Origin of the sequence: Klebsiella sp. ME-303 (assembly GCF_007910085.1) — a bacterium.
In the GTDB taxonomy this organism is placed as follows: Bacteria; Pseudomonadota; Gammaproteobacteria; order Enterobacterales; family Enterobacteriaceae; genus Klebsiella; species Klebsiella michiganensis.
This window is the reverse complement of the sequence record NZ_VOJB01000087.1, coordinates 59,771-71,393: the sequence shown is the minus strand read 5'-3', so window position 1 is coordinate 71,393 and position 11,623 is coordinate 59,771. Positions and strand designations below refer to the sequence as shown.

Annotated in this window: 10 protein-coding genes; 6 read left to right on the top strand and 4 right to left on the bottom strand. The window is 55.1% G+C overall.

Features of this window, described 5'->3' with window-relative positions; genetic code table 11:
• Nucleotides 1–109 precede the first annotated feature (109 nt).
• Complete coding sequence (locus tag FQK12_RS18980) at nucleotides 110–802, bottom strand: aspartate/glutamate racemase (protein WP_014226678.1); 693 nt, start codon at nucleotides 800–802, stop codon at nucleotides 110–112.
• 136 nt (nucleotides 803–938) lie between these two features.
• On the opposite strand from FQK12_RS18980, the gene FQK12_RS18975 reads away from it, so the two are divergent.
• The 6 genes from FQK12_RS18975 to FQK12_RS18950 all read left to right on the top strand — a co-directional run bounded on the left by FQK12_RS18975 (nucleotide 939) and on the right by FQK12_RS18950 (nucleotide 7,187).
• A complete protein-coding gene (locus tag FQK12_RS18975; RefSeq protein WP_004853896.1) occupies nucleotides 939–1,265 on the top strand; it encodes a cupin domain-containing protein in 327 nt (108 codons plus the stop codon).
• 495 nt (nucleotides 1,266–1,760) lie between these two features.
• Complete coding sequence (locus FQK12_RS18970) at nucleotides 1,761–2,651, top strand: carbohydrate ABC transporter permease (protein ID WP_014226679.1); 891 nt, start codon at nucleotides 1,761–1,763, stop codon at nucleotides 2,649–2,651.
• The gene (locus FQK12_RS18965) at nucleotides 2,644–3,546 is read left to right on the top strand and encodes a carbohydrate ABC transporter permease (RefSeq protein ID WP_014226680.1); all 903 of its coding nucleotides are present in this window, start codon (nucleotides 2,644–2,646) and stop codon (nucleotides 3,544–3,546) included. Before FQK12_RS18970 ends, FQK12_RS18965 begins: the two co-directional genes overlap by 8 nt.
• Nucleotides 3,547–3,558: 12 nt before the next feature.
• A complete protein-coding gene (locus FQK12_RS18960) occupies nucleotides 3,559–4,686 on the top strand; it encodes an ABC transporter ATP-binding protein (RefSeq protein ID WP_014226681.1) in 1,128 nt (375 codons plus the stop codon).
• Nucleotides 4,687–4,702: 16 nt separating this feature from the next.
• Nucleotides 4,703–5,989: an ABC transporter substrate-binding protein gene (locus FQK12_RS18955; RefSeq protein WP_004105307.1), complete on the top strand. Its 1,287-nt coding sequence runs from the start codon at nucleotides 4,703–4,705 to the stop codon at nucleotides 5,987–5,989.
• Between the two features lie 70 nt (nucleotides 5,990–6,059).
• Nucleotides 6,060–7,187, top strand: a complete 1,128-nt coding sequence (locus tag FQK12_RS18950; RefSeq protein WP_014226682.1) for an oligogalacturonate lyase family protein — start codon at nucleotides 6,060–6,062, stop codon at nucleotides 7,185–7,187.
• A gap of 179 nt (nucleotides 7,188–7,366) precedes the next feature.
• Here FQK12_RS18950 and FQK12_RS18945 read toward each other — a convergent pair whose 3' ends face one another.
• The 3 genes from FQK12_RS18945 to FQK12_RS18935 form a co-directional block, all read right to left on the bottom strand.
• On the bottom strand, nucleotides 7,367–8,713 hold the full coding sequence (locus FQK12_RS18945) for a carbohydrate porin (protein WP_014226683.1): 1,347 nt from the start codon (nucleotides 8,711–8,713) through the stop codon (nucleotides 7,367–7,369).
• A gap of 122 nt (nucleotides 8,714–8,835) precedes the next feature.
• On the bottom strand, nucleotides 8,836–10,269 hold the full coding sequence (locus FQK12_RS18940) for a glycoside hydrolase family 32 protein (RefSeq protein ID WP_014226684.1): 1,434 nt from the start codon (nucleotides 10,267–10,269) through the stop codon (nucleotides 8,836–8,838).
• Between the two features lie 18 nt (nucleotides 10,270–10,287).
• Complete coding sequence (locus tag FQK12_RS18935; protein WP_014226685.1) at nucleotides 10,288–11,529, bottom strand: MFS transporter; 1,242 nt, start codon at nucleotides 11,527–11,529, stop codon at nucleotides 10,288–10,290.
• Nucleotides 11,530–11,623: the final 94 nt, after the last annotated feature.

Here is an 11,623-nt window from a genome sequence, read left to right as displayed (position 1 = left end):
GGCTTTTCATAAACCCCTGACGTCTTTACTGCCGCTTCCTTGAGCTGGTTTGGCCAGGTCTAAAAAGCATCTAAAATTGGGCTAACCATGCGCTTTCCAGCCCTCAGCATCAGGAAAGCATAAACTCCACCGCGTCCGCCGCGTGGATCGCGGCCGTATCAAACACCGGCAGCGGGCTGCTCTCTTCCGGCACCAGCAGGCCGATTTCGGTACAGCCGAAAATCACCCCTTCCGCCCCCTGCTCCGCCAGGGCCTCGATGACCTGAAGATAGTAGTCGCGTGAATGCTCGCTAAAGACGCCGAGGCACAGTTCATCAAAAATGATCTGGTTAATCCGCGTGCGATCGTCAGCTTCCGGAATCAGCGTATCAATAGCAAACTGCTGCTGCAGGCGGCCGCGATAAAAATCCTGTTCCATGGTATAGCGCGTGCCTAATAGCGCAACGCGGCGCTGGCCCTTTGCGATAATCGCTCGTCCGGTAGCGTCGGCAATATGCAAAAACGGCACGTCGCAGCGCGTTTCTATCGCCTGCGCGACTTTATGCATGGTGTTGGTACACAGGACGATCCCCTCGGCGCCCGCCTGCTGCAGGCCGGCCGCCGCCTGGGCGAGGATCTCGCCCGCGCGCTGCCAGTCGCCGCTTGACTGGCAGGCTTCAATTTCGTGGAAATCCACGCTGTGCAGCAGCAGGCTGGCGGAGTGCAGGCCGCCGAGGCGCGCTTTAATACCTTCGTTAATCAGCCGGTAGTAAGGAATCGTCGATTCCCAGCTCATGCCGCCTAACAGACCAATCGTTTTCATCATCCCTCCTTGTGTGAGGTTTTCAGTAAAACAAAGTTGTGATCGACTTTCCACTTCTCCCGACGATCGTTTCCTTTTAGAAGATTATGCGATAGATTAAATGAAACATTGTTTCATTTAATTACAGGACCAGCGGATGTTTATTTTTCATAAAGAGACCACCCTTGAAGATCTGGGTAATGGCGTCACCCGCCGCATCCTTGCGCACGATGGCAAGATGATGGCGGTTGAAGTGAACTTCGAAGCGGGCGCTATCGGGCCGATGCATAATCACCCGCACGAGCAGCTCACCTATGTGCTCTCCGGCGAGTTTGAGTTCACCATCGGTGATGAAAAGCACGTAGTCAGCGCCGGCGATACGCTCTATAAGAAGCCGGAAATTATGCACGGCTGCGTCTGCCTTAAGCCGGGCACGCTTCTTGATACCTTTACCCCCGTTCGTCAGGATTTTCTGCAAAAGTAATCTCTCCTGCCCCAGGGCATGCCGGGCATGCCCACCATTTTCTGAACTTTTCCGCTAATAATAATTGTCATAAAGTATGTCGTAGCATAATGATTAGCAGAGCAATTAATCCCGCCTGAATAGCCTCACTGCGCCTGCCGCTCATCCTTTTCTATGACCTGGCCTCCTGCAAAATGCGCGCGCCAGCACCTTTTTGAAACATCGTTTCGACTTTGATCACATTTCCGCGATCAACCGAATGACTCCGTAATAAATAGCAATAAAATAAAATTAAAACGGCGTTTTACAAAATCAGGACGCTGGGTAAGACAAAATCAAAAAACAGATGTTCTCCAGGGACGACAAGCGCGCAAAAACGCTCAACACACGCACCGTTAACAAGGAATGATTCACCGCTGACATACCAGGAACGCATTAACTTTCCGGCGGCATGGGCCGCGGGAAAGGCAGTAACCCCGAATCCGTATTACAAACTCGTAAGCCAGGTAGGTATGTATGAATGAAAACAGAATGCTGGGATTGGCATGGATATCCCCCTATATCATAGGGTTGATAGTCTTTACCGCCTTTCCCTTTGTTTCATCTTTCTTCCTCAGTTTCACTGAGTACGATTTGATGAGTCCACCGGTGTTTAACGGCATCGAAAACTATCGCTACATGCTGACCGAAGATGGCCTCTTCTGGAAATCGATGGGCGTGACGTTTGCGTATGTCTTTTTAACCATCCCGTTAAAACTGGCTTTCGCGCTGGGGATCGCTTTTGTCCTCAACTTTAAGCTGCGCGGCATCGGTTTTTTCCGTACCGCCTACTATATCCCGTCCATTCTCGGTAGCTCGGTGGCGATCGCCGTTCTGTGGCGCGCGCTGTTTGCTATCGACGGCCTGCTGAACAGCTTTATCGGCGTACTTGGCTTCGACCCGGTCAACTGGCTCGGCGAGCCCTCGCTGGCGCTGATGTCCGTCACCCTGCTGCGCGTCTGGCAGTTCGGTTCGGCGATGGTCATCTTCCTTGCGGCGCTACAGAACGTTCCGCAATCACAATATGAAGCGGCGATGATCGATGGCGCGTCAAAATGGCAGATGTTTATGAAGGTCACGGTGCCGCTAATCACGCCGGTGATTTTCTTCAACTTCATCATGCAGACCACTCAGGCGTTCCAGGAGTTTACCGGCCCGTACGTCATCACCGGCGGCGGCCCTACCTACTCCACCTATCTGTTCTCGCTCTATATCTACGACACCGCCTTTAAGTACTTCGATATGGGCTACGGCGCGGCGCTGGCATGGGTGCTGTTCCTGGTGGTCGCGGTCTTTGCCGCCATTGCGTTTAAGTCTTCAAAATATTGGGTGTTCTACTCCGCCGATAAGGGAGGCAAAAATGGCTGATATCCAACAAATCTCTGAAGCAAGGGACATCGCCGAACGTGAAGTCGCGCGGACGCTGCGTCGTGAAAAAGTCAGCCGCTCGATTCGCTACGTGATCCTGCTGTTCGTCGGCCTGCTGATGCTCTACCCGCTGGTATGGATGTTCTCGGCGTCGTTCAAACCGAACCACGAGATCTTCACCACCCTGAGCCTGTGGCCTGCCCACGCGACCTGGGATGGCTTTATCAACGGCTGGAAAACCGGCACCGAGTACAACTTCGGCCACTACATGCTGAACACCTTCAAGTATGTGATCCCGAAAGTGCTGCTGACCATTATCTCCTCCACCATCGTGGCCTACGGCTTTGCCCGCTTCGAGATCCCGTGGAAGAAATTCTGGTTCGCCACGCTGATCACCACCATGCTCCTGCCGAGTACCGTACTGCTGATCCCGCAGTACCTGATGTTCCGTGAAATGGGCATGCTGAACAGCTATCTGCCGCTGTACCTGCCGCTGGCCTTTGCCACTCAGGGGTTCTTCGTCTTCATGCTGATTCAGTTCCTGCGCGGCGTTCCGCGCGACATGGAAGAAGCGGCGCAGATTGACGGCTGCAACTCTATTCAGGTGCTGTGGTACGTGGTGGTGCCGATTCTGAAACCGGCGATTATCTCGGTGGCGCTGTTCCAGTTCATGTGGTCCATGAACGACTTTATCGGTCCGCTGATTTACGTCTACAGCGTGGATAAATACCCCATCGCGCTGGCGCTGAAAATGTCCATCGACGTCACGGAAGGCGCTCCGTGGAACGAAATTCTGGCAATGGCGAGCATCTCCATTCTGCCGTCCATCATCGTGTTCTTCCTGGCACAACGCTACTTCGTACAAGGCGTTACCAGCAGCGGAATTAAAGGTTAAGAGGGAAATATCATGGCTGAAGTTATTTTCAACAAACTGGAAAAAGTCTACTCCAACGGCTTCAAGGCGGTACATGGTATCGATCTGAAAATCGCGGACGGCGAGTTTATGGTTATCGTTGGGCCGTCCGGCTGCGCCAAATCCACTACCCTGCGCATGCTGGCCGGTCTGGAAACCATCAGCGGCGGCGAAGTGCGGATTGGCGAAAAAATCGTGAATAACCTCGCGCCAAAAGCGCGCGGTATCGCGATGGTCTTCCAGAACTACGCGCTCTATCCGCATATGACGGTGCGCGAAAACCTTGCCTTCGGCCTGAAGCTGAGCAAGCTGCCAAAAGACCAGATTGAAGCCCAGGTTAACGAAGCGGCGAAAATCCTTGAGCTGGAAGAGCTGCTGGACCGCCTGCCGCGTCAGCTCTCCGGCGGCCAGGCCCAGCGCGTGGCGGTTGGCCGCGCGATTGTGAAGAAACCGGATGTGTTCCTGTTCGATGAACCGCTCTCTAACCTTGACGCCAAGCTGCGCGCCTCGATGCGCATCCGTATTTCCGATCTGCATAAGCAGCTGAAGAAATCCGGTAAACCGGCGACCACCGTGTACGTTACCCACGATCAGACCGAAGCGATGACCATGGGCGACCGCATCTGCGTGATGAAGCTGGGCCATATCATGCAGGTGGATACCCCGGACAACCTCTATCACAAGCCGAAAAACATGTTTGTGGCCGGGTTTATCGGCGCGCCGGAGATGAATATTCGTCCCAGCAAGCTGGTTGAGCAAGCGGGTCGCCTGCATCTGACCGTTGGCGACGGGCTGCTGCCGCTAAACGACAGATTGCAGAGTAAGGTCGAGACCCATAAGAACCAGCAGGTGTTCTTTGGCGTCCGCCCGGAGTTCGTCTCCATCTCCGATGAACCGTTTGCTGAAGGCTCCTGCGCCGGTGAAATGGTGCGGGTGGAAAACATGGGCCATGAATTCTTCGTCTACCTGAAGGTTGCCGATTATGAACTGACCGCCCGCGTGCCTTCCGATGAAGCGAAGCCAATGATTGAGAAAGGGCTTCATCGCACGGTGCATTTCAAGTTCGATCTCAACAAATGTCATATCTTTGACGCCAAAACTGAACAGAACATCTCTCTGTGAACCCTGGAGTATTAAAATGAAAAAAGTGCTTTTAAGCGCCGCAATCTCCGCAACTTTGGGCCTTACCGCGTTACCTTCCATGGCGAAGGATGTCGACCTGCGTATGTCATGGTGGGGCGGCAACGGCCGTCACCAGGTGACCCTGAAGGCGCTGGAAGAGTTTCATAAACAAAACCCGGATATTAATGTTAAAGCGGAATATACCGGCTGGGATGGCCATCTTTCGCGCCTGACCACGCAAATCGCCGGCGGCACGGAGCCGGACGTGATGCAAACTAACTGGAACTGGCTGCCGATCTTCTCGAAAAACGGCGAAGGCTTCTACGATCTGAATAAGATGAAGGACGTAATCGACCTGAGCCAGTTTGATGCCAAAGAGCTGCAAACCACCACGGTGGACGGCAAGCTTAACGGTATCCCTATTTCCGTCACCGCTCGCGTGTTCTACTTCAACGACGAGACCTGGAAAAAAGCCGGCGTCGAGTACCCGAAAACCTGGGACGAGCTGATGGCGGCGGGTAAAACCTTTGAGAGCAAGCTGGGTAAACAGTATTACCCGGTGGTGCTGGAGCACCAGGACACCCTGGCGCTGCTCAATTCATATATGATTCAGAAGTACAACCAGCCGGCTATCGACGAAAAAACCAAGAAATTCTCCTACAGCAAAGAGCAGTGGGTCGAATTCTTCCAGATGTATAAAAAGCTTATCGACAGCCACGTGATGCCGGACACCAAGTACTATGCCTCGTTCGGTAAGAGCAACATGTATGAAATGAAGCCGTGGATTCAGGGCGAGTGGGCGGGGACCTATATGTGGAACTCCACCATAAACAAATACTCCGACAACCTGAAGCCGCCGGCGAAGCTGGAGCTGGGCAGCTATCCGATGCTGCCAGGCGCCACCGACGCGGGTCTGTTCTTTAAACCTGCGCAGATGCTCTCCATTGGTAAATCCACCAAAAATCCGGAAGCGGCGGCGAAGGTGATCAACTTCCTGCTGAACAGCAAAGAAGGCGTTGAGACGCTGGGACTTGAGCGCGGCGTGCCGCTGAGCAAAGTCGCGGTGCAATACCTGACCGAAAACGGCGCGATCAAAGAGGACGATCCGGCGGTATCTGGCCTGCGCCTGGCGCAGTCCCTGCCGGCCAAACTCTCGGTGTCGCCATACTTTGATGACCCGCAGATCGTCGCCCAGTTCGGCACCTCTCTGCAGTACATTGACTACGGGCAGAAAACCGTAGAAGAGACGGCAATTGACTTCCAGCGTCAGTCTGACCGCATTCTGCGCCGCGCGATGCGCTAACAACCCGTTATCGGTCCCTACCCCGCAGCTCCGGCTGCGGGGTATTTTTTTAGCAAGGAGTGAATGAATCATGAAAGGCAAAATCATCCCGCTGAGCTTTCTGCATACGCAGGACAGCGAAACCGGTCACCAGGTGATCCGGATGACGCCACCGCATGTTATCTGCCACCGCAACTACTTCTATCAAAAATGCTTTACCCGGGACGGCAGCAAGCTGATTTTCGGCGGCGCGTTTGAAGGCCACTGGAACTACTATTTACTCGATATCGCCAGGCAGCAGGCCACCCAGCTCACCGACGGGCCGGGCGATAACACCTTTGGCGGTTTCCTTTCCGCCGACGACCGGTCGCTGTGGTACGTGAAAAACAACCAGCAGCTGCGCCGTGTGGATCTGGCCTCGCTGGAGGAGCAGGTGGTATATCAGGTGGATGACCAATGGGTGGCCTACGGGACCTGGGTCGCCAATAGCGATTGCAGCCAGATGGTGGGTATCGAAATCAAAAAAAGCGACTGGCAGCCGCTGACCGACTGGGGCAAGTTCCGCGCATTCTACTTCACCGAGCCGGAGTGCCGGCTGATTAATATCGACCTGCGCAGCGGCGAGCAGCGCGTGGTATTGCAGGAAAAACGCTGGCTCGGCCACCCGATTTACCGCCCGTTTGATGACGGCACCATCGCCTTCTGCCACGAAGGCCCGCGCGATGCTATCGATGCCCGAATGTGGCTTATCAACGCTGACGGCAGCCATATGCGCAAGGTTCGCCAGCACCGGTCGGGAGAGAGCTTTACCCACGAATTCTGGGTGCCGGATGGTTCCGCGCTTTACTATGTCGCGCATCAGGAAAACGATCCGCATCGCTATCTGTACCGCGCCGACCCGGCAACGCTGGAAAATCGCCAGCTGATGGCCATTCCTCCCTGCTCACATCTGATGAGCAATCACGATGGCACCCTGGTGGTCGGCGACGGCGCGCCGCACAGCACCGGCGATATACAGCTTAACGATCCGTTTATCTGGGTGTTTGATATTGCCGCCGATAAGCAGACTGCGGTGTGCCGCCACGACTCCACCTGGAAAGTGATTGAAGGCGAGCGCCAGGCGACGCATCCACATCCGTCATTTTCACCGGATAACCGCTGGGTGCTGTTTACCTCCGATAAAGAGGGTATGCCGGCGCTGTATCTGGCAGAGGTGTAGTGATTCGGCAACGTCCCGGCTCGCGCGGTGCTTAGCCGGGCTACCGCTCTCTGCGGGCCGGTAGCCCGGACAGATGCGCAAGCATCGCCTCCGGGACATTATGCCTCTCTGCGCGCTGCTCCCGGGGGCGGCGCAAAGCGCCTGCCCGGGCTACAGCCGTCTGCGACCCGGGAAGACCGTCAGAAGAAATATTTAAACCGCACCCGCGCACCGTAGCGTTCATCGGTGTTGCCGCTTTTCATCGCCGATGAATCGAGCCATGACGCATAGGCCCCGAGATAAATATTAAAGTTCGGCATATCCATAATATTCGGCAGATGCCATGAGGTATGAATGGTGTGAATGTCGTAGCGCCCCGGCGCCAGAATCGCGCAGTCGCTATCACACTCCGCGTTGACGCCGGACATATTAAACTGGTCGATTTTGTTATGCGCATAGATATAGCCCAGCTCCACGCGATGCCATAACGCATTGATACCGGCGCTGAAATCCTTTTCATCCGCCGCGTCCAGATACGCGGTGCTTAAGTTCACCACCGCCCCGTCCTCGGCATCGGTTTTCAGCGTGTTCCAGCTCATCGTCATGCCGTAGCCGGTGCGGCTGGACTGATCGACCCAACGTCCATTCTGATTCTCATAACCGTAAGCATTATTAACGAGGTTACTCTCCATCGCTGCCGCCACCGACCAGGCGCCGGATTGCCAGGCCGCGACCGGACGCACGTAAACCACATTTTTACGGTTATCCAGCGCGTTGCCGTGATAATTCTGGTCCACGAACAGCGAGCTGCCGTCCTCCACCAGCGTATTCACCTCAAAATACCAGTTATCGAGATTTTTACTCAGCAGGAAGTTGCCGCCGCTGCTGCTGCGTCCGCGCCCCTCTTTCATCATATAAATATAGCCGTAGCCGTCGCTATACAGATCGTTCGCCGTGTTGCCGGAATATTCAACAAACGTATCCTGATTTAGCGGGAACATATCGTAGGCTTCGAAGCGACCGATTTTAATTTTCCAGTCATCCTGCTGACCAAAGAAAAAGGCCGCATCATCAAGATTCATTTTACCGTTCATATCCGCCAGCGGCTGCACGCTGAATCCGGCATATTTACCGTTAGCCCCTTTGCGTAATCCATCAAAGCCCAGAAGAATACGGCCGTTAATATCCCAGCGCTCTTTATCTCCCGGCGCCCAGTTTTTATTGGCGCTGGTTTTCACCGACGTCAGGCTACCGGTGCGGCTGGCGCCGTCCATATTAAACTCAACATCGCCATAGAATTTTAATTCACCATAATCATTAAGTTGTAAAGCGGGTTTAGCCGGTGCGGCGCTGGCCACCGTCGTCGCTGGCGCCTCCTGTTTTTTTAGCGCGCGGATTTCCGCCTCCGCGCTGGCCGCCCGCTGCTCTGTCGCCTTTAGCCGTTGTTCCATTTGCGCCAGCCGCTCCTCAAGGGATAACGGCGCCTGAGCATTAGCCAGAGGGGTAAATAAAGACGTCAGAACACACCCGACCCAGATTTTATTCATCGGAATAACCCTTTATTATTTAGTTAAATAGTATTTTTTATTTATGGGTAAAGCTCGACGACAGTGACAATAATAACCCGCCCATCGTCGAAGACGGGTTATTAACAACTATTCAGTAAAACTTATTCCAGCTGCCAGGCGCCGGCTTCGGTTAAATAAGCCGAACCGTTCCAGGCAAATAAAGACAATTCGCGACGATCGGCATCCGGATATATACGACTGCTAAGACAGGCCTCGCCATCATTAACAAACACTTCGACGGAAGAGCTATCGAAGAATATCCTTAGCTTCAGATCGGCGCCTTCGTTCAACGGGACGCTGCGGGTGCCGCACAGGCCATGCTGCGGATAGTGCCGCTCGAGCACCAGGCGCTGCATCTGCGCATCCACGTAAACGCGCAAACCTTCGCCGAAGCTGAGGCCATACTGCTCGGCGCTGCTGTTCAGGCCATCCCAGTGCAGGATCACCTCCATCGCTTCGCAGTTCTCCACCATCGTGGTCTGCTGGTTTTTCAGGGTCGTCACCGGCCACGGGAAGCTGGCGCCGCGCATGCTCTCGACCTCTTTCGCCGGACGCATCTGCAGTCGATTATCCGCGCTCAGGCTCAGTTCACGCGGCAGCGACAGCATGCCTGCCCAGCCATCCTGCTGCTCCGGCAGCGGCGACTCCCACATATCCAGCCAGCCGATGACAATGCGGCGGCCGTCGGGAGTGAGGAAGCTTTGCGGGGCATAAAAGTCGTGGCCGTGATCCATTTCCACAAACTCGCCCTCACGCACAAACGCCTGCCCCGGCCGCCATTCACCGAGCAGATAGCCGCTCTGGAACAGGTTGCGGTTTTGATAGCCTTTAGCCGCCAGCCCCTGCGGAGAGAACATCAGAATATGCTTGCCGTTGAGGGCGAAGAAATCCGGGCATTCCCACATGTAGCCCATCTCTTTTTCCGCCTCGTCAAGGACGCCGGCGTCCTGCCACTGGCGCAGATCGGCGGAACGATACAGCCGCACCTGGCCGGTGTCGCCATCGCGAGCGCCGACGATCATGTACCAGCTGTCCCCTTCTCGCCACACTTTCGGGTCGCGGAAATGGTGCATGCCCGGCGGGGTGTCGACCACGATCCCCTGGCGCTCGAAGTGAATCCCGTCGCGGCTGGTGGCCAGACATTGCACCTGATAAAGGTTGGCTTCATCGCTGGGATCGCCATGAAATTTATGCCCGGTATAAATCAATGCCAGCGTATCGCCATCCACCACCGCGGAGCCGGAGAAGCAGCCGTCTTTATCCTCGGGGCCTTCCGGGGCCAGCGCCACCGGCAGATGTTCCCAGTGCACCAGATCTTTACTGCGCGCGTGACCCCAGTGCATCGGCCCCCATTTGGTGGAGTACGGATGGTGCTGGTAAAACGCGTGGTACCAGCCGTCAAACCAGACCAGGCCATTGGGATCGTTGATCCAGCCCGCGCGGGCGGCCAGGTGATAGCGCGGATACCAGCGCAGGTTCAGCTGTTCATGTTTAGCCTGCAGTTCTTGCTCAGCCCGGGAAATTGAATACGTCATATTCATTACTCTTTTGATTCAGATAGCGGAAGTTTGCGGCATTAGCGGGTCCGAAGAGGACTTACTGGAGCGCAACAAGAAGATGGAGATAAAGGTGGTGCAGAACACCAGCAGTCCCATAATCAGATAGGACTGGGCGAAGCCGTATTTCTCATAGCTATAGCCAGCGAGCGGCGACAGAACCGTCGCGATAACCGAGCTGGTGCAGGCAAAGCCGACCAGATACAGCGTGGATGAAAGACGCTTGTCGAAGTTTAAGCTGTTGTATTTAAAGATAGATACCAGCAGTACCGGCAGCTCGACGGCGTGGAGCAGCTTGGTGATGGAGATCAGCAGCGGCCCCTCCACCAGCCCGGAAGCCACCATACGCATGGCCATCACCATTCCGGCGAAGATCAGGCCGTTTTTCGCGCCGACGCGGTTAACCAGCCACGGCGCGCAGAACATACCGGCGGCTTCCAGGAACACCTGGAACGAGTTCAGGTAGCCGTACATCGCGTTGCCTTCCTGCAGGGTCGGGAACTGGGAAGAGAAGTAGACCGGGAACTGCTGGTCATAAACGCCGTAGATGCAGGTGCCGATGACGAAGAAGACCAGCGCCCAAAAGCGCGGCAGGGTCAGCAGACGCAGGGCGTCTTCCAGCGTGACTTTACCGCCGGATACCGCCTCCTGCATGGCATGCGGCGCGGAAGAGACCCGCAGTCGCGCCAGTAGGAAAAAAAAGACCAGTCCGGAGCAGCTGGCCACCGCGAAGTTTAAGTGCGGGTTAATGTTGAACAACAAACCGGCGAAGAAGGTCGCCACCGCCCAGCCCAGCGAGCCCCACATCCGCGCCTTGCCGAATTCAAACTGGCTCTGGCGCGCGACGCGCTCGGTGTAGGACTCCAGCACGCCGATACCGCCGTTGAAGGTCAGTCCGATATAAATCCCGCCGAAGATGCTGCCGAGTAAGACGTTAATTTTGAGGAGGTAGCCAAACGCCATATAGGCCGGGCCGGAGAGGATCAGCAGTACGGTGATGTACCAGAGCAAATTTTTACGCAGGCCGAGTTTGTCCTGAATAAAGCCGTAGCACACCTGCGCGAAAAGCGCGGAGACGGAAAGCACCGAGAAGATAATTCCCGTATCCCCCGGCTTAAGCCCCACTTCCTGATGTAGCCAGATAGAGAGCAGCGAACCTGAAGAGGACCAGGTCACGAAAAAGAAAAAGAGTAACGCACTGAGTAACGGATAGCTGTGAGAGTGATGCGCTTTCATCATGACATTCTCATGTTGGAGTAATGCTATTATGGTAACGTTAACAAAAAGCGAAACTCACTTCGTTTTGTTGAGATTCATGATGTTAATCACAAAA

Coding starts and splice junctions, on each gene's coding strand:
- FQK12_RS18980 (WP_014226678.1), bottom strand. CDS start 802: ATGAAAACGATTGGTCTGTTAGGCGGCATGAGCTGGGAATCGACGATT.
- FQK12_RS18975 (WP_004853896.1), top strand. CDS start 939: ATGTTTATTTTTCATAAAGAGACCACCCTTGAAGATCTGGGTAATGGC.
- FQK12_RS18970 (WP_014226679.1), top strand. CDS start 1,761: ATGAATGAAAACAGAATGCTGGGATTGGCATGGATATCCCCCTATATC.
- FQK12_RS18965 (WP_014226680.1), top strand. CDS start 2,644: ATGGCTGATATCCAACAAATCTCTGAAGCAAGGGACATCGCCGAACGT.
- FQK12_RS18960 (WP_014226681.1), top strand. CDS start 3,559: ATGGCTGAAGTTATTTTCAACAAACTGGAAAAAGTCTACTCCAACGGC.
- FQK12_RS18955 (WP_004105307.1), top strand. CDS start 4,703: ATGAAAAAAGTGCTTTTAAGCGCCGCAATCTCCGCAACTTTGGGCCTT.
- FQK12_RS18950 (WP_014226682.1), top strand. CDS start 6,060: ATGAAAGGCAAAATCATCCCGCTGAGCTTTCTGCATACGCAGGACAGC.
- FQK12_RS18945 (WP_014226683.1), bottom strand. CDS start 8,713: ATGAATAAAATCTGGGTCGGGTGTGTTCTGACGTCTTTATTTACCCCT.
- FQK12_RS18940 (WP_014226684.1), bottom strand. CDS start 10,269: ATGACGTATTCAATTTCCCGGGCTGAGCAAGAACTGCAGGCTAAACAT.
- FQK12_RS18935 (WP_014226685.1), bottom strand. CDS start 11,529: ATGATGAAAGCGCATCACTCTCACAGCTATCCGTTACTCAGTGCGTTA.